Source organism: Luteimonas sp. WGS1318, assembly GCF_043187535.1.
GTDB lineage: Bacteria > Pseudomonadota > Gammaproteobacteria > Xanthomonadales > Xanthomonadaceae > Luteimonas.
The window spans coordinates 1,955,431-1,982,398 of the sequence record NZ_CP171131.1 but is presented as its reverse complement, the minus strand read 5'-3'; the positions used below and the strand labels follow the sequence as shown (position 1 = coordinate 1,982,398).

The following is a 26,968-nucleotide window of genomic DNA, read 5'->3' as shown; positions in this document are numbered from 1 at the left end:
GCCGATCGACAACCGTGGGCCCGTCGCCGGGCTCAATGCACGTGGCGCATCGCGCCGATCAGGCGCAGCCAGTCGTGCATCCGTTCCTCGTAGACCGAGACCTCAGGGGCCGGAAATGCCGGATCTGCGAAGGCGCCGACCGGGATGGCGACCAGATCGGGCTCCGCGTCCACCACGTAGAACACCGTCGAACCGCAATGCGGGCAGAACGCGGCCTGCATGCGGCCGCCGCTGTCGCCGATGCGCACGTAGTCGGTATGGGCGCCGTGGATGTGTGTGGCGGCTCGCGGAAACCGCGCCTGCACCCCGAACGCGCTGCCGGTACGGCGCTGGCAGTCGAGGCAGTGGCAGACGGACACGCGCACCGGGGCACCGGAGACCTCGATCCGCAGTTGACCGCAGGCGCAGTGGGCCGTGCGGCGCTCCATGCCGTCAGACCATGCCCTGCAGCAGCTTGCGCGCCGCTGCGCGCGCTTCCCTGCTGACGTCCACGCCGCCGAGCATGCGCGCGAGTTCCTCGGTGCGTTCGCCGGCGTCGAGCCGGCTGACCTGGCTTTCGGTCGCGCCGTCGGCGCTGGACTTGTGCACGCGGTAATGCGTGTGGCCCTTCGAGGCCACCTGCGGCAGGTGGGTCACGCACAGCACCTGGCGGCTTTCGCCGAGCGCGCGCAGCTTGCGGCCGACGATGTCGGCGACGGCGCCGCCGATGCCCGAATCCACTTCGTCGAACACCATCGTCGGCACCGCGTCGTGGCCGAGCGCAGCGACTTCGATCGCCAGCGAGATGCGCGACAGTTCGCCGCCCGAGGCCACCTTGCGCAGCGCACGCGGCGGCTGGCCGGCGTTGGCCGAGACCATGAATTCCACGCGCTCCGCGCCTTGCGGGTCGGGTCGTGAGGTCTCGACCGGTTCGATCGCCACCTCGAACACGCCGCCCCCCATGCCGAGCTCGTGGATCAGCGCGGTGGTCGCCTTCGACAGTGCCTTGGCCGCCTTGCGGCGTGCCGCGCCGAGGCGCTCGGCCGCGTCACGCCAGCGGCCCATCGCGGCTTCGATTTCGCCGTCGAGCTGCTTCAGGCGTTCGCCGGCGCCGTCCAGCTGATCGAGTTCGCCGGCCAGACGCGTCTGCACGTCGATGAGCTCTTCGGGCGTCACGCGATGCTTGCGTGCGAGTTCGTGCAGCCGCCCGAGGCGCTGTTCCAGCGTCTCCAGCTGTTCGGGATCGATGTCGAGATCGTCGCGGACCTGGCCCAGCAGCAGCGTGGCCTCGTCGAGCTGGATCGCGGCGGCGTCGAGCATCGCGTCGACGTCGCCCAGACGCGGCTCGTGCGCGCGCATCCGCGCCAGATCGTGGCGCAGCGCCTGCAGCGCCTGCGGCAGGCCGAGGTCGTCGTCACCGCGCATGCGCTCGAGTGCGGTGTCGCAGGTCTGGATCAGGCCGGCCGCGTTCGCGTGCCGGCGATGGCTGGCGAACAGGTCGGCCACCGCGTCGGCGGCGAGCGATTCGCCGTCGAGCTCGTCGAGCTGGTGGCGCAGCCAGTCGCGGCGTTCGGCGACGTCGCCGATCCCGACCAGCGCATCGCGTTCCTCGTGCAGCGCGCGCCAGGCCTGCGCGGTCGCGCGCACTTCGGCCAGCAGCGCGCCGTTGCCGGCCTGCGCATCGAGCAGCGCGAGCTGGCTGCCGCGGGCGAGCAGGGCCTGGTGTTCGTGCTGGCCGTGGATCTCGACCAGATGCCCGGCCAGTTCACCGAGCTGGGTGATCGTCGCCGGCCGGCCGTTGATCCAGGCGCGCGAACCGCCATCGGCGCGCAGCGTGCGGCGCAACTGACACGTCTCGCCGTCGTCGAGTTCGTGTTCGCGTAGCCAGCGCAGTGCGGGCGCGGCATCGTCGAGGGCGAATTCGGCATGCAGTTCGGCGCGCTCGGCGCCATGGCGCACGATGCCGCTGTCGGCGCGTTGGCCCGACAGGAAGCCCAGCGCATCGACCAGCAGCGACTTGCCGGCGCCGGTTTCGCCGGAAATGACGGTCAGGCCGGCGCCGAACTCCAGATCCGATTGGCTGGCGACGGCGAAATTGCGGATGGCGAGATGGGTCAGCATGGGTGCGGATTGTGCCTTGGCGCGCTGCGGGCGAGTAGATCGGGGTTCGACGACGCGCTTGATACCCGGCCCCCGTCTCACTGTCGGAGATTGCCGCGCTTGCATCGTGGGTGGGTGCACCGTATACCGCCCGCATGTCCTCCGATGCCCACCATTCGCTGGATCCGCGTGCGCGGCAGCTGTTGCGCACGCTGATCGCTCGCCATATCCGTGACGGCGAGCCGGTGGGATCGCAGACGCTGGCGCGCCACGCCGGTCTCGATGTCAGCCCCGCGACGATCCGCAACATCCTCTCCGATCTCGAGGAAGCGGGGCTGCTCGCGTCCCCGCACACCTCCGCCGGACGCGTGCCCACCACCCAGGGCTACCGCGTGTTCGTGGACTCGCTGCTGCAGGTCAAACCGCTGCGCGAGCAGGAAATGGTGCGCCTGCGCGGCGAGCTCAGCGCGGGCGGCGGCCAGCAATCGCTGCTGGGCAGTGCATCGGAACTGGTCTCGGCGATGACCCACTTCGTCGGCGTGGTCTCGGTGCCCCGGCGCGAGCAGCTGGCGTTCCGGCACATCGATTTCGTGCCGCTGGACGGCCAGCGGGTGATGGCGATCATCGTCTTCGCCGACCACGAGGTGCAGAACCGCATCTTCCAGACCCGTCGCATGTTCGAGTCCGGGGAGCTGGAGCGCGTCGCCAACTATCTCAACCAGCACTGCGCCGGCCGGCCGCTGGCCGACATCCGCGCGCGCCTGGTGGACGAGTTGCGCGACGCACGCGACGCGATGGAGACATTGCTGACCCAGACCGTGGAGCTGGCCGAACAGGCATTGGTGCCGGGCGACGACGACATGGTGCTGGCCGGGCAGAACCGGCTGATCGGCGTGCAGGACCTGTCGGACCTCGACCGGCTGCGTGAGCTGTTCGAGGCCTTCGCGCGTAAACGCGAGATCCTTCAGTTGCTCGAACGCACGATCCACGCGCCGGGCGTGCGCATCTTCATCGGCGAGGAAACCGGGCTGGCGCCGCTGGAGGGCGTCTCGCTGGTGACCGCGCCCTACGCCGCGGGCGGCCGCACGCTGGGCGTTCTGGGGGTGATCGGGCCGACCCGGATGGCCTATGAGCGCATCATTCCGGTCGTCCAGGCGACCGCCAGTCTGCTCGGTGCCGCCTTGAATCCCGATCCGGCGACCCCATAGCGGGTCGGTCGGCGGCCAGACGCCCGCCCCGGAACCCGATATGACCCAGCAACAGCACGACCCCCAGCACCCCGAATCCGAGCACGCACAGGCCGGACACGATGCGCCGCTCGACGGCGTCGACGCGCAGCTCGACGAGCAGGTCGAGCTGCTGAAGGCCGAGCTCGAACAGGTCCGGGCGCAGAGCCTGCTCGAGCGCGCGGACCTGGAGAACCAGCGCAAGCGCCTGGCGCGCGAGATCGACAGTGCGCGCCGCTTCGCCAACGAGCGTCTGCTGTCGGCTCTGGTGCCGGTGTTCGACGCGCTCGAGGCCGGCCTGGCCAATGCTTCCGAGGCCGATCCGCTGCGTGCCGGCGTGGAACTGACCCTGCGCGAGCTCACCCGTGCCACCGAGGCCAGCGGCCTGGCCACCGTCGCGCCTGCGCCGGGCGATGCCTTCAACCCCGAGCACCACCAGGCAATGAGCATCGTCGACGCACCCGGCGTGCCCGCCGGCGCGGTCGCCCAGGTGTTCCAGAAGGGCTACCTGCTCAACGACCGCCTGCTGCGTCCGGCGATGGTCGTCGTCGCCAAGGCCGACTGACGCCTCGCGCGCTCGTCTCCATCCGGATGCGTCACACCGCTTGAACGCTGTGTTGCGTGTCCCCAGATCACGGTCATCGACGGCGCCGGCCGTCACCCAGACAAATCTCCTAGAGGAAGCACTGCAATGGCAAAGATCATCGGCATCGATCTGGGCACGACGAACTCGTGCGTGGCGATCATGGATGGCGGCAAGGCCAAGGTCATCGAAAACAGCGAGGGCGATCGCACCACGCCGTCCGTCGTCGCCTACACCAAGGACGGCGAGGTGCTGGTGGGCGCGTCGGCCAAGCGCCAGGCGGTGACCAATCCGCACAACACCTTCTTCGCAGTCAAGCGCCTGATCGGCCGCAAGTTCAAGGATGGCGAGGTCCAGAAGGACATCGGCCTGGTGCCGTACAAGATCCTCGAGCACGACAACGGCGACGCCTGGGTGTCGACCAGCGACGGCAAGAAGCTCTCGGCGCAGGAAGTCTCGGCGCGCATCCTCGAGAAGATGAAGAAGACCGCCGAGGACTACCTGGGCGAGAAGGTCACCGAAGCCGTGATCACGGTGCCTGCGTACTTCAACGATTCCCAGCGCCAGGCGACCAAGGATGCCGGCCGCATCGCCGGTCTGGACGTCAAGCGCATCATCAACGAGCCGACCGCGGCCGCGCTGGCCTACGGCCTCGACAAGTCCGGCGGCGACCGCAAGATCGCCGTGTACGACCTCGGCGGCGGCACCTTCGACGTGTCGATCATCGAGATCGCGGAAGTCGACGGTGAGAAGCAGTTCGAAGTGCTGGCGACCAACGGCGACACCTTCCTCGGCGGTGAAGACTTCGACGCGCGCGTCATCGACTATCTCGTCGAGGAGTTCAACAAGGACCAGGGCATCGACCTGCGCAAGGATCCGTTGGCGCTGCAGCGTCTGAAGGACGCCGCCGAGCGCGCGAAGATCGAGCTCTCGTCCTCGCAGCAGACCGAAGTCAACCTGCCGTACGTCACCGCCGACGCCTCGGGCCCGAAGCACCTCAACATCAAGCTCACGCGCGCCAAGCTCGAGTCGCTGGTCGAGGACCTGATCAAGAAGTCGATCGAGCCCTGCCGTATCGCGCTCAACGACGCCGGCCTGCGCGGTTCGGACATCAACGAGGTGATCCTCGTCGGTGGCCAGACCCGAATGCCCAAGGTGCAGGCCGCGGTCGCCGAGTTCTTCGGCAAGGAACCGCGCAAGGACGTGAACCCCGACGAGGCGGTCGCCATCGGCGCGGCGGTGCAGGGCGGCGTGCTGGCCGGTGACGTCAAGGATGTGCTGCTGCTCGACGTGACCCCGCTGAGCCTCGGCATCGAGACCCTGGGCGGTGTGTTCACCAAGATCATCGAGAAGAACACCACGATTCCGACCAAGGCTTCGCAGACGTTCTCCACCGCCGACGACAACCAGTCGGCCGTCACCGTCCACGTGCTGCAGGGTGAGCGCGAACAGGCCCGCTTCAACAAGTCGCTGGCCCGCTTCGACCTGACCGGCATCGAGCCGGCGCCGCGCGGCATGCCGCAGGTCGAGGTGTCGTTCGACATCGACGCCAACGGCATCCTGCACGTGTCGGCCAAGGACAAGAAGACCAACAAGGAACAGAAGGTCGAGATCAAGGCCGGTTCGGGGCTGTCGGACGAGGAGATCCAGCAGATGGTGGCCGACGCCGAGGCGCATCGCGAGGACGACAAGAAGTTCCAGGAGCTCGTCGGCGCGCGCAACCAGGCCGATGCGCTGGTGCACAGCACGCGCAGCGCGATCAAGGACAATGGCGACAAGCTGCCCGGCGACCTGATCGGCAATGCCGAGGCGGCGATCGCCGACGTCGAGACCGCGATGAAGGGCGACGACAAGACGCAGATCGAGGCGAAGTCGAAGAAGCTCGAAGAGGTGGCGCAGCAGCTGTTCGCGGCCGCCGCTTCGGCGGGTCAGCCCGGCGGCGACGCCGGCCAGGCCGAGAGCTCGACGGCGGACGATGTGGTCGATGCCGAGTTCACCGAGGTCAAGGACGAGAAGGGCCGGGATTCGTAATTCGGGATTCGGGATTCGAAAGAGCGGGGCTTCGGCCCCGTTTCTTTCCCCGGCACATGTCCCGCGTCTCCGGGTTTCCCCCGCTCGCTCCAATCCCCATTCCCTAATCCCAAATCCCGGCTGTCAATGAAACGCGATTACTACGAAGTCCTGGGCGTCACGCGCACGGCCACCGAAGACGAGCTGAAGAAGGCCTACCGGCGCTGCGCGATGAAGCATCATCCGGATCGCAATCCGGGCGATGCCGCGGCCGAGGCGGCGTTCAAGGAGTGCAAGGAGGCCTACGAGGTCCTGTCGGACGGCGGCAAGCGCCGCATGTACGACCAGCACGGCCATGCCGCGTTCGAGCACGGCATGGGCGGCGGCAACGCCGGCCCGGGCTTCGGCAACGGTGCGGACATGGGCGACATCTTCGGCGACATCTTCGGCAACATCTTCGGGGGTGGCGCGCGCGGCGGTGGCCCCCGGCGCGGCGCGGACATCGGCTACGTGATGGAGCTGGATCTCGAGGACGCAGTGGCGGGCGTCGAGAAGCGCATCGAGCTTCCGACGCTGGCGATGTGCGACGGCTGCGACGGCAGCGGCTCGGAAGACGGCAAGCGTGAAACCTGTTCCACCTGCGCCGGTCGTGGGCAGGTGCGCATGCAGCGTGGCATCTTCACGATGCAGCAGACCTGCCCGCATTGCGCGGGCCAGGGGCAGATCATCGCCAACCCCTGCACCACGTGTCGTGGTGCAGGCCGGGTCGAGGATGAAAAGGTGCTGTCGGTGAAGGTGCCGGCCGGCGTCGACTCGGGTGATCGCATCCGTTTGTCGGGGGAGGGCGAGGCCGGTCCTGCGGGTGCGCCGCCCGGCGACCTGTATGTGGAGGTGCGCGTGCGCGAGCACGCGATTTTCCAGCGCGACGGCGACGATCTGCATTGTGAGGTGCCGGTCCGCATCTCCCAGGCCGCACTCGGTTCGACGGTGCGCGTGCCCACGTTGGGCGGCGAGGCCGAGATCCGTGTGCCCGCCGAGACCCAGACCGGCAAGGTGTTCCGCCTGCGCGACAAGGGCGTCAAGTCGGTGCGCAGCCGCGCGACGGGGGACCTCTATTGCAAGATCGTCGTGGAGACGCCGGTCAATCTCACTGCGGAGCAGCGGGATCTGCTCGAGCGCTTCGAAGGGACATTCACCAGCGAGAACGCGCGCCGGCACTCGCCGCGTTCGAGCACGTTCCTGGACGGCGTCAAGGGCTTCTGGGATCGCATGACCTCCTGAGTCGGCACCGTCCATTACGCGCAGAACGCCCGGCCCAGGCCGGGCGTTTTCATGTGTGGATCGCGCTGGCTGCCCGGGCGTCCCCGTCATCCACAGGCGCTGTGGATCAGCTGTCGACAATCGTGTGGATAAGCCGCGCAAGTGCCCGCCACGGCCGGCGTTTCGGAGCGTGATCAAAGTCTCGCCAGGGCCCGGGCGGGATTGCACCGCAACCGTCCGGATCCCCGCATGCCACTGGCGACGAACCGCATCGCATCGGGCCCCGACGTGATCCGCGCGAACCATGCGCCTTGACCTGGGGTCCTGGCGGCGCTAGCGCTTCGGCTGTCCACACGGGGTGTGGATGATCCGTTGACAAAGGTGTGGATAAGCCGCGGGACACGGTCTGCGGCGCGGCTCTGATCGCGTGGTCAGGAATTCGCCAAGGGGGGTGTGCGGGCCACGTCCCTCCACTTGATCCGCGCGGCGTGGCGTGCATGCAGCGGCTGTGTGTCCGGTCGATCCCGGCCCCGGCGGAATGGTCGTTCGAAACGGCTCTGCGGTCGTCGCTGACCGTCTCCCCCGGTTTCGGCCCGCCGCGTTGCCGTGCGCGTCTGCCGCGCGGAGACGCGCTCTCGGAGATATCGCATCGGGGCCTGCCGACGGCGTGGTCCATGTGTCGCGGCGTGTGTCCGCTGGCAGCCGCAGCACGCGAGCATCGATGTCGGTGCTGACGCATGGGCATTGCCGCGCAGTGCCACGCCGGGACGGGCTCTGGCGGTGCCCGACACCCTGCACACGCGGCGTGCGTGCGGAGCCGGCGACGCTAGAATGGCCCCATGAATCAACTCGCTTCCGTTGCAGATTTCCGTTCCGTGGCCACAGGCCGGATTCGATGAGCGCCCCTGTGCGTGTTCTCGTCCATGGCGCGTCCGGCCGCATGGGACAGGCCCTGTTGCGCCTGGCGCGCGAGCGTGCCGACCTGCAGGTCGTCGGCGCGGTGTCCGGCAGCGCGCCCAGGCAGCGGGTCGTCGACGGGGTGCCGTATTTCGGCGGCTCCGAACTCGGCGGCGTGCCGACGTTCGACGTGGCCATCGATTTCAGCCTGCCGCAGGGCTTCGACGCGGTGCTGGCGCTGTGCGAGCGGCGCGGCGCGGCGCTGGTGTCGGGCACGACCGGGCTGTCGAGCGCGCAGTGCGAGGCGCTCGACGCCGCTGCGGCGCGCATTCCGGTCGTGTGGGCGTCGAACTTCAGCCTCGGCGTCGCGGTGCTCGAGGACCTCGTGCGCCGCGCGGCGGCGCTGCTGCCGGGCTGGGATTGCGACATCGTCGAATCGCATCACACGCGCAAGCTCGATGCGCCTTCGGGTACGGCCTTGACGCTCGGCGAGGCGGCGGCCGGGCAGGGCGCCCAGCCGCGTTACGCGTCGCTTCGCGCCGGCGACATCGTGGGTGAGCATCTGGTGCAGTTCACCGGCGTGGGTGAACGCATCGAGCTGGTGCACCGCGCCGGCAACCGCGACATCTTCGCCGCAGGCGCCCTGCATGTCGCCCAGCGGCTCGCAGGGCGCGCGCCGCAGCGCTACGCGGTCGCCGACCTACTCGCACCCGCGCCCGACGCCACGGGCTGAACCGACGCGTCGTGGCGCTGGCGTGAAAGCGGTCGCGCCGGTACAATTCTCGCTCGCCTGAACCCCAAACCTCCGGACCGGTTTCCACCGCTCTGGCGGTTTCCTGCAACCTGACGTAGGCGAAGACCTCGTGACTGAATCCGCAATCCTCGTCCTTGAAGACGGCACCGTATTCGAGGGCGTTTCCGTGGGCGCCGTCGGCCTGTCGGTCGGCGAAGTGGTGTTCAACACCGCGATGACCGGCTACCAGGAAGTGCTGACCGATCCGTCGTATGCGCGCCAGCTGGTGACGCTGACCTATCCGCACATCGGCAACACCGGCTGCACCGACCAGGACGACGAAGCGTCGAAGATCTGGGCCTCGGGCCTGATCGTGCGCAACGTGCCGCGCCGTCCGAGCAGCTGGCGCAGCGAGGCGTCGCTGCCGGAATGGCTGCGCGCACGCGGCATCGTCGCGATCTCCGAAATCGACACGCGCAAGCTCACGCGCCTGCTGCGCGACCGTGGTTCGATGAACGGTGCGGTGATGGCCGGCGACGTGAATGTCGAACAGGCACTGGAGGCCGCGCGCAAGTTCCCGGGCCTGAAGGGCATGGATCTGGCGAAGGTCGTCAGCACCACCGAACGCTACGGCTGGACCGATGGTCAGCTCGATCTCGACAGCAACGCCTTCGTCACCGCGCCTGCCAAGTTCAAGGTCGTGGCCTACGACTACGGCGTGAAGACCAACATCCTGCGCATGTTGGCCGAGCGCGGCTGCGAGCTGACGGTGGTGCCGGCGCAGACGCCCGCGTCCGACGTGCTGGCGCTGAAGCCAGACGGCGTGTTCCTGTCGAACGGTCCGGGCGATCCGGCGCCCTGCGACTACGCGATCGATGCGATCCGGAGTTTCATCGACGCGAACGTGCCGACCTTCGGGATCTGTCTCGGCCACCAGTTGCTTGCGCTGGCCGCCGGTGCGACGACGCTGAAGATGCCGCACGGCCACCACGGCGCGAACCACCCGGTGCAGGATCTGGACTCGGGCAAGGTGCTGATCACTTCGCAGAACCACGGCTTCGCGGTCGACGAGGCCTCGCTGCCGGCCAATGTGCGCGTCACACACCGCTCGCTGTTCGATGGCACCAACCAGGGCATCGAGCTCACCGATGCGCCCGCGTTCTCGTTCCAGGGCCACCCCGAAGCGAGCCCCGGTCCGCACGATGTGGCGCCGCTGTTTGACCGCTTCGTCGCGCTGATGGGTGCCGCCCGCGCATGAGTGCAAGGCACGTTCTCGGACTCGTCGCGCTGCTCGCCGGCGCTCCGGTGCAGGCCGCGCCCGCGCCGGAGGCCGATGTGGCCGCGTTGCTGCAGCGCCTCGGCCTGGACCTGCTGGGCGAGGAGATCGCCCGCGACGTGGTGACGTCCACGCCGCCGTTTTCCATCCGGGATGAAGCGGCGCGGGAATGCGCCGCCGGCCCGATGGAGGACCTGATCCTCGGGCATATGCGGGACATCTTCACCGACACCCTGGGGCCGGACGGCGCCGAACACCTGGTGGCGTGGGACGCGTTCCTGCAGACGCCCGCCGGCGCGCGCATCGGCGATCTGGTGACCGCCAACATGCGTGCCGGGGCGGTCCTGGCATTGCCTGACGACATGACGGCGGGCGACGCGGCGGAAGTGGAGATCTTCATGCGCAGCGATGCATTTCGCGCCTTTGTGCGCGGGTTCGACCAGGGCATGAATTTCTCGCCCAAGCGCGTGCAGGCCGCGGTCGATGGATTCGAGCGCAAGTGCGGCATTACCGTGCCCGTCGAGATGCTGTCCTGACCATGCACGCCTCCGCACGTCACAGCGCAGCGCTCGGCGCGCCACCGCTGCACTCACCGGCGGCTGCTGCAGCCCGGACTGCAAGGCGTTGCCAGCTCGCGGTGTTCGACGCCGGACGCGAGCCGAGCGCGGCGACACGTGCGCGGCTGCCCTCCGTGATGCCGCAATGCAGGGACGCCGTCCTTCCCGACGTTTCATCCTGATCGACCGCGTGCGATCGCCCTTCGACACGCCGTACCGACCTTAGAGAACACCATGCCCAAGCGTACTGACATCAAGACGATTCTCATCATCGGCGCCGGCCCGATCGTCATCGGCCAGGCCTGCGAGTTCGACTACTCCGGCGCGCAGGCGTGCAAGGCGCTGCGCGAGGAGGGCTATCGCGTGGTGCTGGTCAACAGCAATCCGGCGACGATCATGACCGACCCGGAGACCGCCGACGCGGTCTACATCGAGCCGATCAACTGGCAGACGGTCGAGAAGATCATCGCCAAGGAGAAGCCCGACGCGCTGCTGCCGACGATGGGCGGCCAGACCGCGCTCAACTGCGCGCTGGATCTCGCCGATCACGGTGTGCTCGAGAAATACAACGTCGAGCTGATCGGCGCGAAGCGCGAAGCGATCCGCATGGCCGAAGACCGCGAGCTGTTCCGTGTCGCGATGGGCGAGATCGACCTCGAATGCCCGCGCGCCGAAGTGGCGCATACGCTTGAGGAAGCGATCGACATCCAGACGCGCGTCGGCTATCCGACGATCATCCGCCCGAGCTTCACCCTCGGCGGTTCGGGCGGCGGCATCGCCTACAACCGCGAGGAGCTGGTCGACATCGTGACCCGCGGTCTCGAGCTGTCGCCGACCACCGAAGTGCTGGTCGAGGAATCGGTGCTGGGCTGGAAGGAATTCGAGATGGAAGTGGTCCGCGACACCGCGGACAACTGCATCATCGTCTGCTCGATCGAGAACCTCGATCCGATGGGCGTGCACACCGGCGACTCGATCACCGTCGCGCCGGCGCAGACGCTGACGGACAAGGAATACCAGCGCCTGCGCAATGCGTCGGTCGCGGTACTGCGCAAGATCGGCGTCGACACCGGCGGCTCGAACGTGCAGTTCGGCATCAATCCGAAGGACGGCCGCGTGGTCGTCATCGAAATGAATCCGCGCGTGTCGCGTTCGTCCGCGCTGGCATCGAAGGCGACCGGCTTCCCGATCGCCAAGGTCGCGGCCAAGCTCGCGGTCGGCTACACGCTCGACGAGCTCAAGAACGAGATCACCGGCGGCAAGACGCCGGCCTCGTTCGAGCCGTCGATCGACTACGTGGTCACCAAGATTCCGCGCTTCGCGTTCGAGAAGTTCCCGCAGGCCGATGCCCGCCTGACCACGCAGATGAAGTCGGTCGGCGAAGTCATGGCGATGGGCCGCACCTTCCAGGAATCGATGCAGAAGGCGCTGCGCGGTCTGGAGACCGGCAAGGTCGGCTTCGACCCCACCGGTCTGGATCTCGCTGACGAAGACGATATGGCGACGCTGCGCCGCGAAGTGCGCGAGCCGGGTCCCGAGCGGTTGTTCTATCTGGCCGATGCGTTCCGCGCCGGTCTGTCGGTGGAGGACGTCTACGCGCTGTCGTACGTCGATCACTGGTTCCTCGACCAGATCGAAGAGCTGATCACGACCGAGGCCGACGTCGCCGCCGCCGGCATCGACGCGCTCGACAAGGTGCGCCTGCGTGCGCTCAAGCGCATGGGCTTCTCGGATGCGCGTCTGTCGCAGCTGCTCGGCACCGACGAACAGGCGGTGCGCGCACTGCGCCGCGCATTCGGTGTGCGCCCGGTCTACAAGCGGGTCGACTCCTGCGCGGCCGAGTTCGCCACCGATACCGCCTATCTGTACTCGACCTACGAGGACGAGTGCGAGGCCCAGCCGACCAGCCGCGACAAGATCATGGTGCTCGGCGGCGGCCCCAACCGCATCGGCCAGGGCATCGAGTTCGACTACTGCTGCGTGCACGCGGCACTCGCGCTGCGCGAGGACGGGTACGAGACCATCATGGTCAACTGCAACCCGGAAACCGTGTCGACCGATTACGACACCTCCGATCGCCTGTACTTCGAACCGCTTACGCTCGAGGACGTGCTTGAGATCGTCGAAGTCGAGAAGCCCAAGGGCGTGATCGTGCAGTACGGCGGCCAGACGCCGCTCAAGCTCGCGCGTGCACTCGAAGCCAACGGCGTGCCGATCATCGGCACCTCACCGGACTCGATCGATCTGGCCGAGGACCGCGAGCGCTTCCAGAAGCTGGTCGACGAGCTGGGCCTCAAGCAACCGCCGAACCGCACCGCGCGCAACCCCGAAGAAGCGCTGGTACTGGCCCGCGAGATCGGCTATCCGCTGGTCGTGCGTCCGAGCTACGTGCTCGGCGGTCGCGCGATGGAAGTGGTGCATGCCGACAGTGACCTCGCGCGCTACATGCGCGACGCGGTCAAGGTCTCGAACGATTCGCCGGTGCTGCTCGACCGCTTCCTCGACAACGCGGTCGAGGTCGACATCGACGTGATCGCCGACAAGGACGGCAATGTGCTGATCGGCGGCGTTATGGAGCACATCGAGGAGGCCGGCGTGCATTCGGGCGATTCCTCGTGCTCGCTGCCCCCGTATTCGTTGTCGGCGGACGTGCAGGCGCGCCTGCGCGAGCAGGTCGTCGCGCTGGCGCGCAAGCTGAAAGTCATCGGCCTGATGAACACCCAGTTCGCGGTGCAGACCGACGACGACGGCAACGAGACGATCTTCCTGCTGGAAGTGAATCCGCGCGCCTCGCGCACGGTGCCGTTCGTGTCCAAGGCGATCGGCATTCCGCTGGCCAAGATCTCGGCGCGCTGCATGGCCGGCAAGACGCTGGCCGAGCAGGGCGCGACGACCGAGATCGTGCCGTCGTACTACTCGGTCAAGGAAGCGATCTTCCCGTTCGCCAAGTTCCAGAACGTCGATCCGATCCTCGGGCCGGAGATGCGTTCGACGGGTGAAGTGATGGGCGTCGGCGAGAGCTTCGGCGCAGCCTTCGCGCGCGCGCAGGAAGCGGCGAGCATCCGCACGCCGCCGACCAGCGGCAAGGTGTTCGTCTCGGTGCGCGATCCGGACAAGCAGCGCGTGCTCACCGTAGCCCGCGACCTCATCGGCAAGGGCTACACGATCGTCGCCACCGCCGGCACGGCCAAGTGGCTGCGCGCGCACGACATCGAGTGCGAGCAGATCAACAAGGTCGTCGAAGGCCGGCCGCACGTCGTCGACCTGATCAAGAACGGCGAGATCGCGTACATCGTCAACACGACCGAGGGCAAGCAGGCGATCGCCGACTCGTTCTCGATCCGTCGCGAGGCCCTGCAGCACCGCGTGACCTATTCGACCACCGTTGCCGGTGCGAAGGCGCTGCTGCATTCTCTGGACTATCGCGGTAGCGGCCCGGTGTGGTCTCTGCAGGAACTGCACGCGCAGCTCGACGGCCGCGCGGCAGCCACATCCACGAACTGACGGAGGCACGCCCATGCGCGCACCCTTGACCCTGCGCGGCGCCCAGCGCCTGCGCGAAGAACTCGAAGAACTGAAGTCGGTCAAGCGACCGGCGGTCATCGAAGCCATCGCCGAGGCCCGCGCCCACGGCGACCTGAAGGAAAACGCCGAGTACCACGCGGCCCGCGAGCAGCAGAGCTTCATCGAAGGCCGCATCAAGCAGCTGGAAGGCGAGCTCTCGCACGCCGATGTCATCGATGTCGCCAAGCTCAATGCGGGCGACAAGGTCGTGTTCGGTGCCACGGTGGTGATCGCCGATGCCGAGACCGACGAGGAGCGCCGCTACCAGATCGTCGGCGATCTCGAAGCCGACATCAAACTGGGCCTGATCGCGATCTCGTCGCCGGTGGCGCGCGCGATGATCGGCAAGCACGAGGGCGACAGCATCAGCATCGATGCGCCCGGCGGCACGCGCGAGTACGACATCATCAGCGTCGAGTACGCCGGCTGAGCCGATGACGGGCGCGACGTTCCTGCTGCCCGCGCCTTCGCGCTTCGGTGCGCAGCGCTGGGCGGTCGATGTCCTGCGCGCTCTGGCACGCGCCGACCGCCTCGCGCACGGCGAGGACGGGCGGCGGGCGCAGTTGCTGCGCTATGCGCATCTGCCGTCCGGGCGCTGGCCCCTGGCGGCGCTGTCGCGTCGTCTCGATGCCGGTGACGCCGACGCACCGGGCGCAGCGTGGCTGCGCGCGGATCCGGCCTGGCTGCGGCCGGACATCAACGGCATCCGCCTGATGGCGCATGGCGAAGGACTCGGGTTGACGCGCGACGATGTCGACGCCTTTCTCCCGGCACTGCGGCCGGTGTTCGGCGACGCCGGGTTCCTGCTCGATGCCCCGCATCCGGCACGCTGGTATCTGCAGGTGCCTGCCGGCACGCCGCTGCCCGCGTTCCACGATCCGGCCGATGCACTCGGCGCCGATCTGGCCGATCTCGACGACGACGCGCCCGGGCCGGAGGCACGCCGCTGGCGCGCGCTCGCCAACGACGCACAGGTGACCTTGCACCAGCATCCCTGGAACGCCCGCCGGCTGGCGGCGGGACGCCCCGCGGTCAACGCATTGTGGTTCTGGGGCGGCGGCGCGCTGCCGGCCCAGGGCACGTTCGGCGGCGATTGGCCGGCGCGGGTCTACAGCGATGATCCGACCTGTACCGCACTCGCGGCGGCGTCGGTCCGCGCCGAGCCGTTGCCGGACGCGTGGCCGGGCGAGACGGGCGACGAAGCGCTCTACGACCTGACGGCGATGCGCGATCTGCGCGAACTCCAGCAGGCGTGGCTGGCCCCCGCGATCGCGGCACTCGCCACCGGCAATCTCGCCGCGCTGACCCTCGACGATGAATCGGGCCGGCGCCAGCGCCTGCGTCGATGGCACCGGCTGCGCGTCTGGCGCCGCGCCGCGCCGGGCGCGCCCCGATGAGGCCGCCGCCGACGATCCGCCGCCGCGATGCCCGCGTCCGCGACGGCTGGCCGGCCGATGTGCCGCCGCTGTTGCGCCGGATCTACGCCGGGCGGGATGCGCACGATCTCGAGACCGCGCGCCCGCGACTGGCCGGCCTGCACGCCCCCGAGGGCCTGTCCAACATCGAGCTCGCAAGCGGGCTGCTGGCCGATGCGATCGCACACGACGCACGCATCCTCGTGGTCGGTGATTTCGACTGCGACGGCGCGACCGCCTGCGCGGTCGCAGTGCGCGGGCTGCGCATGCTCGGCGCGCGCGACGTCGTGCACGCGGTGCCGCATCGCATCGTCCACGGCTACGGCCTGTCGCCGGCGCTGGTGGATGCACTGGCGCCGCTGCAGCCCGGGCTGCTGGTGACGGTCGACCACGGCATCGCCTGTCATGCCGGAATCGCCGCGGCCCGCGAACGCGGTTGGCGGGTGCTGGTGACCGACCATCATCTGCCGGGCGACCGGTTGCCGTCAGCGGACGCCATCGTCAATCCGAATCTGCCGGGCGATGCCTTCCCGAGCAAGGTGCTGGCCGGCGTCGGCGTGATCTTCTACGTGCTGCTGGCGCTGCGCGCACGCTTGCGCGCGCAGGGCGCGTTCGACGGCCCCGGACCGGACCTCTCTGTTCTGCTCGATCTGGTCGCGGTGGGCACCGTCGCCGACCTCGTGCCCCTGGATGCCAACAACCGGGCGCTGGTCGCCGCGGGCCTGCGCCGCCTGCGCAGCGGGCAGGCCAATCCGGGCCTGCTGGCCCTGGCCGAGGTCTCCGGGCGCGAGGCGACGCGGTTGACCGCCAGCGACATCGGGTTCGCGATCGGGCCCAGGCTCAACGCCGCGGGCCGGCTGGAGGACATGGCGATCGGCATCGAGTGCCTGCTGACCGACGATCCCGCGCAGGCGCGCGAACTGGCGCGCACGCTGCACGACATCAATGCCGAGCGCCGGACCGTGCAGCAGGCGATGCTGGACGATGCGGAAGCGGTCGTGGCCCGGCTGCCGGCGGTGGCCTCCGACAGCGCGGGCGTCTGCCTGCACGATCCCGACTGGCACCCCGGCGTCGTCGGCCTGGTCGCATCGAAGATGAAGGATGCGCTGCACCGTCCGGTGGTCGCGTTCGCGCCGGCAGAACCCGGCAGCGCGCAGTTGCGCGGCTCCGCGCGCTCGATCCCCGGCCTGCACATCCGCGACGTGCTCGCGGCCGTCGACACCGCGCATCCAGGCCTGATCGAACGCTTCGGCGGTCATGCGATGGCCGCGGGGCTCTCGCTGCAGGCCGAGCGCTACGACGCCTTCGTCGACGCCTTCCGGACGCAGGTGACCGCGATGCTCGACCCCGCGCTGCTGCGCGCGGAGATCGTCACCGACGGCGCACTCGACCCGCGCGAATTCGACATCGCCCATGCGATCCACCTGCGCGATGCCGGGCCCTGGGGCCAGGCGTTTCCCGAACCCGTCTTCGATGGCGAGTTCACGGTGGTGGACTGGCGGATCGTCGGCACCCGGCACCTGAAACTCACGCTGCGTCTCGACGGGCGCGCACAGCCGCTGTCGGCGATCCATTTCGGCGGCTGGCGCGACGTCGCGCCGGCATCGCGCGAGCGTCTGGTCTACCGCCTGGCGCCCGACGACTACCGCGGCGGGGACGCGGTGCAGCTGGTGGTGGAACACCGGGAAGCCTGCACCGGGGGCGAGGGCGGACAAACGTGAATGGGGGTGCGAGAATGGCACCACGCCCGGGACGGCCCCTGACCGTCGCCCAGCCAGCCCATTCTCAATCCCTTAGGAGTCCACATTGAAGACCGTCTCCCCGCTGGTGCTGGCGATCGCGCTGGCGATCGCGCCGACCGCCGCCGTCGTCGCCAACGAACGTCCAGCCGCGATCAGTGTCGACACGCCCGCCCGCGGCGAGATCACCAGCCGCTCGGCGGTGAACTACCGCGACGGCTCGCGCAGCCAGTTGCACACGCTGGACCTGCGCGAAGGGCAGGTGGTGCAGATCACCATCGAGGGACCGCTGCGCGGCCGGCTGACCGCGTTCTACGGCAGTGACGAACTGCTGGCGACCTCGGCCGAAGGCCCGCAGGCGGCATCGCTGGTCGTGCGCGCCACGCGCAGCGGCCGCCACACCATCGCGGTCAGCGGCGTCGACGCCAGCGCCTATGGTCCGTACACGCTGCGTGTGGCGACGGTCGAGGCCTACGACGGCCGTCCGCTGAGCGTCGGCGCATCCATCAGTGATTGGGTCGACGCGCCGCGCCGGCTGACGCTGCGGATCGAGGAGGCCGGCATCTACACGATCGACATGATGTCCGACGACTTCGACGCGTTCCTCAAGCTCGACGGCCCGGGCGTCGCCCTGACCAACGATGACGGCGGCGACGGCACCAATGCACGCATCAACACGCGTCTGACGCCCGGCGAATACACCGTCACCACATCGGCCTACGGCAGCGAGCGCGCATCGGGCATGTACCAGCTCTCGGTGGCGGCGCGCGCGACCCCCGATGCGCCGCTGAGCGACGGCGGCCCACTGACGCCGGGCAGCAACGTCACCGGCCTCTACGAAGGCACCGCGCACGCCTACACGTTCTCGCTGCCGGCACGGCGCCTGGTCCGCATCGACATGCAGAGCACCGAGATCGATCCGCTGCTGCACCTGTCCGGCAACGGTGTCGAGACCACCGACGACGACGGCGGCGACGGCCTCAATGCCCGCCTCTCGACCCTGCTCGAGGCCGGCGACTACAGCCTGCGTGCCGACAGCGCGGCGCCGGGGGCCGGCTTCTACACCCTGACGATGGCGGCCGAAGAGGCGCCGGCGAACGTCGGCGGCGGGCCGATCGCGGTCGGCCGTGGCGTCGATGCCACCCTGTTGCCGGGCATGACCGACCGCTGGACGTTCACCGTCCGCTCGGCCGGCGACTACGCGATCGACATGCGCTCGAGCGACATCGACAGCCATCTGAAGCTGCTGCGCGGATCGGAGACGGTCGCCAGTGACGACGACGGCGGCGACAACCTGGATTCGCGCATCGTGCAGCGTCTCGAGGCCGGCAGCTACACGGTCGAAGCCACGGCCGTCGGTTCCAGCGAAACAGGCCGTTACCGGCTCTCGCTCGAGCGCCGCTGAGCCGCCCGCGCGTCAGGTCGCGGACGCATCGCGTCCGTCGCCTGACGCGGGCGTTCCGTCGCCGGCACGGCGCAGCCGCGTGTCGCTCCACAGGATCGGCTGACGGCTCGCGATCGCGTGCAGCCGACCGTCGGCTGCCGCGGCCGCCGGGTCGCGCACGATGCCCGGCAGGTCGGTCGCATCGTCGAACCACGCACCGGTCCAGGCGTCACGGCCGCTGCGCTTGGCCGCGTACAGGGCGTGGTCGGCGAGGTCGATCGCATCGCGCCAGGCATCGCGCGCCGGTGGCTCCGGTCGGCAGGCGAAGCCGATCGACACCGTCAGCGGAATCGAGACGCCACCGGCCATCACCGGGCGGTCGGCGATCGCGCGGCGCAGGCGCTCGGCGACGGCGGCGGCCTGGCTCCGGTCGAGCGCGGTGCCGATGATCAGGAATTCCTCGCCGCCCCAGCGGGCGACCAGATCGCCGGGACGGCACGAGGCTTCGAACCGCCGTGCGATTTCCACCAGAAGCGCATCGCCCACACCGTGGCCGTGCAGGTCGTTGCTGCGCTTGAAGTGGTCCACGTCGGCGAGAAAGGCGACGTGGCGCAGCGTCGGCGAGGACGGCGCGGACAGCGCCTGCATCGCGTCCGTCGCCGCGCGCCGGTTGAGCAGGCCGGTCAGGCTGTCGGTCGCGCTCAGGCGCTGCAGCCGCCGGCTGATGCGCCGCTGGTACAGCGCGAACGCGAGTGCCAGCAGTACGAGCAGCAACAGCGCCGCGGCGCCGACGTCGCGGAGCGTGCGGGCGTGGCGCGCGTTGATGACGTCGATGCGCTGCGTTTCGCGCAGCCGTTCGAGCTCCACCGCGCTGCGTCCATCCTCGAGCCGGGCCTGCAGCTCGGCCAGCGCGCCGAGGTTCTGGCGACGCAGCGCGTCGCGTTCCTCCGCGTTCAACTGTTCGAGCGCCGCGAACGCGGCGTCCAGGTCGCCGGACGCGTGCAGCGCCTCGACCCGCGCCCGCAGCGCGTCGCGTCGCTCGCGCGCGAAGGCGCCGGCCGCGGCCAGGGCGATGGCGGCGTCGGCGTGCGCACCGGCGGCGTCCGCGCGTCCGTCCGCCAGTGCGAGCTGGGACATGCGCACGCGGGTGATGGCCGCGCCCGATGGATCGTCGGCGTGCTGGGCGTCGGCCAGCGCCTCAAGGCGCGCGGGCGCATCGGCGGCCCGCGCGAGCGCCAACTGCTCGGCCTGCACGCGTCGCGTCAGCACCGTGTCCGGCGCTACCTGCCCGGAGGCCAGCGCCGCGTCGAACTGCAGGCGCGCCTCCTCGGGTCGGCCCAGGCGCAACAGGTTCGTGCCGCGGTTGTAGGCGAGCAGGGGATCGGCGATCCCGCTGGCGTCGGCGACCTGCTGGGCCTGGGCGAAGGTGCGCTCGGCCAGCTCGTAGGCATCCAGGTGCTCGCTCTGGATGCTGCCGACGTTGATCAGCATCTTGACCTGGGCCAGGTTCGATTCGCCGGCCTGCGCGGCTTCGAAGGCGCGCCGGTAGAGCTCGAGCGCGCGTGGAATGTGGCCGATCGTGTGCAGGGCGGCGCCGGCGTTGGAGAGCGCGCGCAGCGTGAACTCCGGTGGCCGCGGTTCCGCCAGCAGCAGGGCCTCGATCCGGTCGACGGTGGCGACCACGTCGTCGGTGCGCCCGGCCAGCGCCGCGGCACGGGCGAGGCAGGCCTGCAGCTTGATCTCGTCGTCGGGCGCAACGCCGGGCGACGCCAGCGTGGTGCGCACCAGGGCGATCGCCTCCGCGGGTGCGCGGTCGCGCAGCTCGAAGCAGCGGCCGATCGCGTCGTCGACGCTCTGTCCGGGCACGACCGCCAGCGGCGCGGCCGCCGCCGATGCGCACAGCAGCGAAGCCGCCAGCAAGACGGACGGTCCACCGAAGCGGTTGCGATGCTTCCCCAAATCCGGCTCCTCCGCCGACCCCCTGCCGGCAACCGCGCAGTCTATCCCCGATGCCGCGCGGCAGCGACCGATGCCCGGCAGGCTGGTAGAATCCGCGGTTTTCCGCTGGATCCGATGTCCATGATCGAACTCAATCCCGTGCGTCAGCGCATCGTCGACCTCAAGGGTCGGCTGGATGCGCTGAGGGGGTATCTTTGACTACGACGCCCGTCGCGAGCGTCTGGAAGAAGTCGAGCGCGAGCTCGAAGACCCGAATGTCTGGAACGACCCCGAGCGCGCGCAGGCGCTGGGCCGTGAGCGCTCGACGCTCGACAAGACCGTCAACGGCATCCGCAGCCTGACCGAAGGTCTGGACGGCGCGAACGAGCTTCTGGAGCTCGCCGAATCCGAACAGGACGAGGACACCGCGCAGGCGGTCGTCGACGACGTCGAGGGCTTCGCCGCGGACGTCGAGAAGCTGGAATTCCAGCGCATGTTCTCCGGTGAGCTGGACTCGGCGAACTGCTTCGTCGACATCCAGGCCGGCGCCGGTGGCACCGAGGCCCAGGACTGGGCCGAAATGATGCTGCGCATGTACCTGCGCTGGGCCGAGAACCGCGGCTGGAAAACCGAGCTGATGGAGGTCTCCGGCGGCGAAGTCGCGGGCATCAAGTCGGCGACCGTGCGCGTTGAGGGCGAGTTCGCCTACGGCTGGCTGAAGACCGAGATCGGCGTGCACCGCCTGGTGCGCAAGTCGCCGTTCGACTCCGACAACCGCCGCCATACCAGCTTCACCTCGGTGTTCGTCTCGCCGGAAGTCGACGACAACATCGAGATCGACATCAATCCGGCCGATCTGCGCACCGACGTGTACCGCTCGTCCGGCGCCGGTGGCCAGCACGTCAACAAGACCGAGTCGGCGGTGCGCATCACGCACATCCCGACCAACACCGTCGTCGCCTGTCAGACCGGCCGCAGCCAGCACCAGAACCGCGACACCGCGATGAAGATGCTGGCCGCCAAGCTCTACGAGCTGGAAGTGCAGAAGCGCAACGTCGAGAAGGACGCGCTCGAAGCCACCAAGTCCGACATCGGCTGGGGCAGCCAGATCCGCAATTACGTGCTCGACCAGAGCCGGATCAAGGATCTGCGCACGGGCGTCGAGCGCAGCGACACGCAGAAGGTGCTCGACGGCGATCTCGACGAGTTCGTCGAGGCCAGCCTGAAATCGGGCCTGGCGGCGGGTTCCAAGCGCACCGACGCTGTCTGATCGATCCATCCGCCGACGCGCCGCGCCGGCCCAGCGCGACCGGCCGCTCCGGTCGCGCGTGATTTCCCCTTCGCACACGAACGAACCGCAGCCATGACCGACGCCCCCGCACCGCAGACGCCCGCCGACGAGAACGCCCTGATCGCCGAGCGTCGCGCCAAACTGGCCGCACTGCGCGGGCAGGGCCTGGCGTTTCCGAACGACTTCCGCCGCCGCGACGAAGCCGGTGCGCTGCAGAGTTCGCACGGCGATGCCGAGCGCTGGACCGGCGAAGCGCTGGAGGCCGAGGGCGTGCAGGTCGCCATCGCCGGACGCCTGATGGCCAAGCGGATCATGGGCAAGGCCGCGTTCGCGACGGTCCAGGACGTCAGTGGCCGCATCCAGCTGTTCCTGCAGTCGGCCACGCTCGGCGAACGCTACGACGCGTTCAAGGGCTGGGATGTCGGCGACATCGTCGCGGCCGAAGGCACGCTGATGCGCACCAAGACCGGCGAACTGTCGGTCAAGGCGTCCTCGCTGCGCCTGCTGACCAAATCGCTGCGCCCGCTGCCGGACAAGTGGCACGGCCTGAGCGACGTGGAGCAGCGCTACCGCCAGCGCTACGTCGACCTGATCGTCTCGCCCGACGCGCGCGCGGTGTTCGTCAAGCGCTCGCGCATCATCGGCGCGATCCGCCAGTGGCTCGACACGCGCGACTTCCTCGAAGTCGAGACGCCGATGATGCATTACATCGCCGGCGGCGCCGCGGCCAAGCCGTTCACCACGCACCACAACGCGCTGGATCTCGATCTGTTCCTGCGCGTCGCGCCCGAGCTGTACCTCAAGCGTCTGGTCGTCGGCGGCTTCGAGCGCGTCTACGAGATCAATCGCAACTTCCGCAACGAGGGCGTGTCGACGCGGCACAATCCCGAGTTCACGATGCTCGAGCTCTACGAGGCCTACGTCGCCTACGAAGAGGTCATGGATCTGACCGAGACCCTGATCCGCGATGTCGCGGTGCAGGCGGTCGGCACCACGGCACTGGAATGGGACGGCAACGCGATCGATGTCGGCCCGGCGTTCCGGCGCTGGAAGCTCGAAGAAGCGGTGCGCGAACTCAACCCGGAGATCAGCTTGGCCGACTGCCGTGACCGTAAGGCGCTGGCCGGGCATTGCGCGCGCCTCGGCGTGCACGTGAAGGCCGGCTACGGCTGGGGCAAGCTGCTGCTGGAGATCTTCGAGAAGACCGTCGAGACCGGCCTGATCCAGCCGACCTTCATCACCCATTACCCGGTCGAGGTCTCGCCGCTGGCGCGCGAGTCCGACAGTGAGGCCGGCATCACCGACCGCTTCGAACTCTTCATCGGCGGCAAGGAGATCGCCAACGGCTTCTCCGAGCTCAACGATCCCGAAGACCAGGCCGCGCGTTTCCGCGCCCAGGTCGACGCCCGCGATGGCGGTGACGACGAGGCGATGCACTACGACGCCGACTACATCCGCGCGCTCGAAGTGGGCCTGCCGCCGACCGGCGGCCTGGGCATCGGCATCGACCGCCTGGTCATGCTGCTGACCGGCTCGGCGTCGATCCGCGACGTCCTGCTGTTCCCGTACATGCGGCCGCAGGGCGAGAACTGATCGCATCCGGGCTGGGAGGGCGGCGTACATCCGCCACCTGGCCGGTTGGCGCAGTCCGCGCCGTGGCTTCAGGAACGTGACCGGGGCCCCAGCTATCCGGCCCCGCGCTTGCGTCGGGTCCGGCTCGACCGCGATGATGCGGATTGACGGGGGAAAACGAGGAAGCGACAGCGCATGAACATCGTCATCGTCGATGATCAGACGTCCGCACGGACCATGCTGCGGCATATCCTCGAGGACATCAGTCCCGAGCTCGAGGTCTTCGACTTCGGCGATCCCGAGATCGCGCTGCGCTGGTGCGACGACAACCGCCCGGATCTCCTGTTGCTCGACTACCGCATGCCGGTCGTCGACGGCCTGGAGTTCGCGCGCCGCTTCCGGCGCCCGCTGCTGCACCGCGACGTGCCGATCGTGCTGGTGACCGTGGTCGGCGACGAGCCCGTGCGCCAGGCGGCGCTCGATGTGGGTGTCATCGATTTCCTGGTCAAGCCGGTGCGTCCGCGCGAGCTGCGGGCGCGTTGCCGCAACCTGCTGCAGCTGCGCCAGCAGTCCGAATCGGTGAAGCAGCGGGCGCTGTCGCTCGAGCAGCGTCTGCTGCGCAGCATGCACGAGGTGGAAGAGCGCGAGCGCGAGACGCTCACCCGTCTGGCCCGCGCGATCGCGTTCCGCGATGCCAGCACCAGCGCCAATCTCGAACGGGTTGCTGCCGTGGCCGGCATGGTTGCCGACGCGATGGGGCTGTTCGAGGACGAGGTGCGGATGATCGAGCTGGCCGCGCCGCTGCACGACATCGGCAAGATCGCGATTCCCGACGCGATCCTCATGAAGCCCGGCCCGCTGACCGCCGAGGAAACCGCGGTCATGCGCCAGCATCCGCAGATCGGCTACGACCTGCTCAGCAACAGCCAGAACCGCTTCATCCAGCTCAGCGCGCTGATCGCGCTGCGGCACCAGGAGCGCTACGACGGCAGCGGCTACCCCGACGGGCTGGCGGGCGAGCAGATCCCGCTGGAGGCGCGCATCGTCGCGATCGCCGACGTGTTCGACGCGCTGATGTCGCAGCGGCCGTACAAGCGTGCCTGGTCGATCGACGAGGCGCTGGCCTACATCGGCGAAAACAGCGGCCGCCATTTCGACCCGCGCTGCGTCGAGGCCATGCTCGCCAACGTCGACCGCCTGCACGAGATCTGTGCCCGCTTCGGCGGCAGGCCGGTCGGACCGCTGCAGTGAGTCGCCTGGGATGAACGCTGCCATGGCCTGGCTGGGACGCCGGCTGTCGGGACGTCCGGACAGCGAACACGGACAGGCGCTGATCCGCCTCGCCCTGTTGTTCGTCGTCCTGCTGTTCCTGCTGTGGACGGACGGAACCGGCACGCGGCCGCAGGCCTACGAACAGGTCATGGCGATGGTGATCGCCGGCTTCAGCATTGGCGCCGGGATCGTCGGGTGGATTCTCGCCCGGCCGGGTGCGTCGCATCCGCGGCGGGTCGTCGGCATGCTGTCCGACTACGGCCTGATGGGCGCGGCGATGACCGTGATGGGCGGGCCGATCGGCTGGGTCTACGTGCTGATCCTGTGGGTCACCGTGGGCAACGGCCTGCGCTTCGGCACGCGCTATCTGTACGCGGCGATGAGCATGGCGGCCTTGAGTTTCGGCAGCGTCCTGCTGCTGACGCCGTACTGGCACGCGAACCTGAGCCTGGGCATCGGCCTGCTGATCGGGCTCGTGGCCATTCCGCTCTACCTGTCCGGCCTGCTGCGCGCGCTCACCCGAGCGACCGAGGTGGCGACGCGCGCCAGCGAAGCGAAGAGCCGGTTCCTCGCGAACATGAGCCACGAATTCCGCACGCCGCTCAACGGGCTGGCCGGCGTGTCCGAGCTGTTGGCGACCACCCGTCTCGATCCCGAGCAGCGCGAGTACCTCGCGACGATCCGCGCCTCGACCGGCAGCCTGCTGGCGCTGGTGGAGGACGTGCTCGACATCTCCGCCATCGAGGCGGGGAAGTTCAGGGTGGCTGAACATCCGTTCTCGTTGCGCGAGGTGGTGCGGGGCGTCGACCTGATCCTGCAGCCCGGCGCCCGGGCCAAACGGCTCGCCTACGCCTCGAGCGTCGCCGAAGACGTGCCGGACCTGCTGCGCGGCGACCCGGCCCATCTGAGCCAGGTGCTGACCAACCTGGTCGGCAATGCGGTCAAGTTCACCCACCACGGCTCCGTGCTCATCGACGTCCGCTGTGTCGACACGGCGCCGGATCGCGTGCGGCTGAAGTTCACCGTCAGCGATACCGGCATCGGCATTCCGGATTCGGCGCGTGCGCGGCTGTTCGAGGCGTTCGAGCAGGTGGACACCACCTTGGCGCGCGGCTTCGGCGGCACCGGGCTGGGCACCAGCATCGCCAAGCGTCTGACCGAAGCGATGGGCGGGAGCATCGGCTTCGAGAGCACCGAACACATGGGCAGCCGGTTCTGGGTGGAGCTGCCGTTCGCGCTGGCCGATGCCGGCGACGTGTCGGCCGAGGCCCCCGCACCGGGCGCCCACGCCGAGGCCGCGGCCGATCAGCGCCCGGTCAACGTCATCGCCTTCAGCGACCCCTTCATGCGCCATCGGCTGCGCGTGCGCAGCATGCGCGTGTTGATCGCCGACGATCACGCCGCCAATCGCATGGTGCTCGAGCGTCTGCTGCAGAAGGCCGGGCACGGCGTGACCAGCGTGACCGGCGCCGAGGCGGTGCTCGACGTCATGGCATCCGAGGACCACGACGCGATCGTCGTCGACCTGCACATGCCGGGCATGAGCGGGCTCGACATGCTGCGCGAGATGCGGGCCATGCAGGCCGGTGCACCACGGACGCCGGTGATCGTGCTCAGCGCCGACGTCACGCCGGAATCCATCGCCAACTGCCGCAAGGCCGGCGCCTACGCGTTCCTGGCCAAGCCGGTGGTGGCGGCCAAGCTGCTCGACTTGCTGGGTGATATCGCGACGCCCGGCGTGCGGACGTCGAGCGAGCCCGAACCGCTGTTCGCGGCGCCTGCGCCGGTGCGCGACGGCGTGCTCGACACCGAAGTGCTCGACGAGCTGGCGACACTGGGCCTGGGCGATGATTTCGTCACCCGGTTCCTGGGCCAGTGTCTCGACGATGCCGGCGGCTGCCTGCGCGGGATCGAAGAGACGGGCGTGGCGGAGCACTGGGCGGCCATGCGTGACCACGCACACGCCCTCAAGGGCGTGGCGAGCAACATGGGCCTGATGCAGCTGGCCGCGACCAGCGGTGATCTCATGCGCGTCGCCGAATGGCAGTTGCGACGCGACTGGCGGCAGCGTCTGCAGACGCTGCACGAACAGTTCGTGATCGGTCGAGCGGCCCTGGATGCGCGCGGACTGTCGGGTACCGCGCGCGACCGGGGAGGGGAGCCCTGAGCCTG

The 26,968-nt window shown here is 69.2% G+C and carries 19 protein-coding genes; 16 read left to right on the top strand and 3 right to left on the bottom strand.

Annotated features, from left to right (window positions below; translation table 11 throughout):
• Positions 1-32: 32 nt before the first annotated feature.
• Positions 33-428 (bottom strand): GFA family protein, encoded by a 396-nt coding sequence (locus ACF3M1_RS09125; RefSeq protein WP_393999948.1) that lies wholly within the window; start codon positions 426-428, stop codon positions 33-35.
• A gap of 4 nt (positions 429-432) precedes the next feature.
• Positions 433-2,100 carry a DNA repair protein RecN gene (gene recN / locus ACF3M1_RS09120; RefSeq protein WP_393999946.1) on the bottom strand — a complete coding sequence of 556 codons (1,668 nt, stop codon included), beginning with the start codon at positions 2,098-2,100 and terminating at the stop codon, positions 433-435.
• A gap of 134 nt (positions 2,101-2,234) precedes the next feature.
• Between recN and hrcA the strand changes: the two genes are divergently transcribed.
• The 12 genes from hrcA (at position 2,235) to ACF3M1_RS09060 (ending at position 18,744) form a co-directional block, all read left to right on the top strand.
• On the top strand, positions 2,235-3,287 hold the full coding sequence (gene hrcA / locus ACF3M1_RS09115) for a heat-inducible transcriptional repressor HrcA (RefSeq protein ID WP_393999944.1): 1,053 nt from the start codon (positions 2,235-2,237) through the stop codon (positions 3,285-3,287).
• Positions 3,288-3,327: 40 nt separating this feature from the next.
• Complete coding sequence (gene grpE / locus ACF3M1_RS09110) at positions 3,328-3,870, top strand: nucleotide exchange factor GrpE (RefSeq protein ID WP_393999942.1); 543 nt, start codon at positions 3,328-3,330, stop codon at positions 3,868-3,870.
• Between the two features lie 126 nt (positions 3,871-3,996).
• Positions 3,997-5,919: a molecular chaperone DnaK gene (dnaK, locus tag ACF3M1_RS09105; RefSeq protein ID WP_393999940.1), complete on the top strand. Its 1,923-nt coding sequence runs from the start codon at positions 3,997-3,999 to the stop codon at positions 5,917-5,919.
• A gap of 126 nt (positions 5,920-6,045) precedes the next feature.
• Positions 6,046-7,179, top strand: a complete 1,134-nt coding sequence (gene dnaJ, locus ACF3M1_RS09100; RefSeq protein ID WP_393999938.1) for a molecular chaperone DnaJ — start codon at positions 6,046-6,048, stop codon at positions 7,177-7,179.
• Positions 7,180-8,053: 874 nt separating this feature from the next.
• Positions 8,054-8,788: a 4-hydroxy-tetrahydrodipicolinate reductase gene (dapB, locus tag ACF3M1_RS09095; RefSeq protein WP_393999936.1), complete on the top strand. Its 735-nt coding sequence runs from the start codon at positions 8,054-8,056 to the stop codon at positions 8,786-8,788.
• 130 nt (positions 8,789-8,918) lie between these two features.
• Positions 8,919-10,046, top strand: coding sequence for a glutamine-hydrolyzing carbamoyl-phosphate synthase small subunit (carA, locus tag ACF3M1_RS09090; protein WP_393999935.1), 1,128 nt, complete (start codon positions 8,919-8,921; stop codon positions 10,044-10,046).
• A 47-nt stretch (positions 10,047-10,093) separates the two neighbouring features.
• Positions 10,094-10,600, top strand: coding sequence for a hypothetical protein (locus ACF3M1_RS09085; RefSeq protein WP_393999933.1), 507 nt, complete (start codon positions 10,094-10,096; stop codon positions 10,598-10,600).
• A gap of 255 nt (positions 10,601-10,855) precedes the next feature.
• Positions 10,856-14,125 (top strand): carbamoyl-phosphate synthase large subunit, encoded by a 3,270-nt coding sequence (gene carB, locus ACF3M1_RS09080; protein ID WP_393999932.1) that lies wholly within the window; start codon positions 10,856-10,858, stop codon positions 14,123-14,125.
• Between the two features lie 25 nt (positions 14,126-14,150).
• Positions 14,151-14,615 (top strand): transcription elongation factor GreA, encoded by a 465-nt coding sequence (gene greA, locus ACF3M1_RS09075; protein WP_394005227.1) that lies wholly within the window; start codon positions 14,151-14,153, stop codon positions 14,613-14,615.
• 4 nt (positions 14,616-14,619) lie between these two features.
• Positions 14,620-15,582 carry a phosphoglycerate mutase gene (locus tag ACF3M1_RS09070; RefSeq protein WP_393999930.1) on the top strand — a complete coding sequence of 321 codons (963 nt, stop codon included), beginning with the start codon at positions 14,620-14,622 and terminating at the stop codon, positions 15,580-15,582.
• Complete coding sequence (recJ, locus tag ACF3M1_RS09065; RefSeq protein WP_393999928.1) at positions 15,579-17,321, top strand: single-stranded-DNA-specific exonuclease RecJ; 1,743 nt, start codon at positions 15,579-15,581, stop codon at positions 17,319-17,321. The genes ACF3M1_RS09070 and recJ overlap by 4 nt, the downstream gene beginning before the upstream one ends.
• 85 nt (positions 17,322-17,406) lie before the next feature.
• Entirely contained in the window at positions 17,407-18,744 is a 1,338-nt protein-coding gene (locus tag ACF3M1_RS09060; RefSeq protein ID WP_393999926.1) for a hypothetical protein, read from the top strand.
• Between the two features lie 12 nt (positions 18,745-18,756).
• On the opposite strand, the gene ACF3M1_RS09055 is transcribed toward ACF3M1_RS09060, so the two are convergent.
• Positions 18,757-20,682 (bottom strand): diguanylate cyclase, encoded by a 1,926-nt coding sequence (locus ACF3M1_RS09055; RefSeq protein WP_393999924.1) that lies wholly within the window; start codon positions 20,680-20,682, stop codon positions 18,757-18,759.
• 120 nt (positions 20,683-20,802) lie between these two features.
• On the opposite strand from ACF3M1_RS09055, the gene prfB reads away from it, so the two are divergent.
• The 4 genes from prfB (at position 20,803) to ACF3M1_RS09035 (ending at position 26,963) form a co-directional block, all read left to right on the top strand.
• Positions 20,803-21,931 (top strand): peptide chain release factor 2 gene (gene prfB, locus ACF3M1_RS09050; protein ID WP_394005226.1). Its coding sequence is split into 2 segments (ribosomal slippage): positions 20,803-20,877 and positions 20,879-21,931, totalling 1,128 coding nucleotides; the frame shifts between segments, so codons are not numbered across the junction.
• 93 nt (positions 21,932-22,024) lie between these two features.
• The gene (gene lysS / locus ACF3M1_RS09045; protein ID WP_393999922.1) at positions 22,025-23,545 is read left to right on the top strand and encodes a lysine--tRNA ligase; all 1,521 of its coding nucleotides are present in this window, start codon (positions 22,025-22,027) and stop codon (positions 23,543-23,545) included.
• Positions 23,546-23,719: 174 nt separating this feature from the next.
• Positions 23,720-24,775 (top strand): HD domain-containing phosphohydrolase, encoded by a 1,056-nt coding sequence (locus ACF3M1_RS09040; RefSeq protein ID WP_393999921.1) that lies wholly within the window; start codon positions 23,720-23,722, stop codon positions 24,773-24,775.
• Between the two features lie 10 nt (positions 24,776-24,785).
• On the top strand, positions 24,786-26,963 hold the full coding sequence (locus ACF3M1_RS09035; protein ID WP_393999920.1) for an ATP-binding protein: 2,178 nt from the start codon (positions 24,786-24,788) through the stop codon (positions 26,961-26,963).
• Positions 26,964-26,968: the final 5 nt, after the last annotated feature.

Coding starts and splice junctions, on each gene's coding strand:
- ACF3M1_RS09125 (WP_393999948.1), bottom strand. CDS start 428: ATGGAGCGCCGCACGGCCCACTGCGCCTGCGGTCAACTGCGGATCGAG.
- recN (WP_393999946.1), bottom strand. CDS start 2,100: ATGCTGACCCATCTCGCCATCCGCAATTTCGCCGTCGCCAGCCAATCG.
- hrcA (WP_393999944.1), top strand. CDS start 2,235: ATGTCCTCCGATGCCCACCATTCGCTGGATCCGCGTGCGCGGCAGCTG.
- grpE (WP_393999942.1), top strand. CDS start 3,328: ATGACCCAGCAACAGCACGACCCCCAGCACCCCGAATCCGAGCACGCA.
- dnaK (WP_393999940.1), top strand. CDS start 3,997: ATGGCAAAGATCATCGGCATCGATCTGGGCACGACGAACTCGTGCGTG.
- dnaJ (WP_393999938.1), top strand. CDS start 6,046: ATGAAACGCGATTACTACGAAGTCCTGGGCGTCACGCGCACGGCCACC.
- dapB (WP_393999936.1), top strand. CDS start 8,054: ATGAGCGCCCCTGTGCGTGTTCTCGTCCATGGCGCGTCCGGCCGCATG.
- carB (WP_393999932.1), top strand. CDS start 10,856: ATGCCCAAGCGTACTGACATCAAGACGATTCTCATCATCGGCGCCGGC.
- ACF3M1_RS09070 (WP_393999930.1), top strand. CDS start 14,620: ATGACGGGCGCGACGTTCCTGCTGCCCGCGCCTTCGCGCTTCGGTGCG.
- recJ (WP_393999928.1), top strand. CDS start 15,579: ATGAGGCCGCCGCCGACGATCCGCCGCCGCGATGCCCGCGTCCGCGAC.
- lysS (WP_393999922.1), top strand. CDS start 22,025: ATGACCGACGCCCCCGCACCGCAGACGCCCGCCGACGAGAACGCCCTG.
- ACF3M1_RS09040 (WP_393999921.1), top strand. CDS start 23,720: ATGAACATCGTCATCGTCGATGATCAGACGTCCGCACGGACCATGCTG.
- ACF3M1_RS09035 (WP_393999920.1), top strand. CDS start 24,786: ATGAACGCTGCCATGGCCTGGCTGGGACGCCGGCTGTCGGGACGTCCG.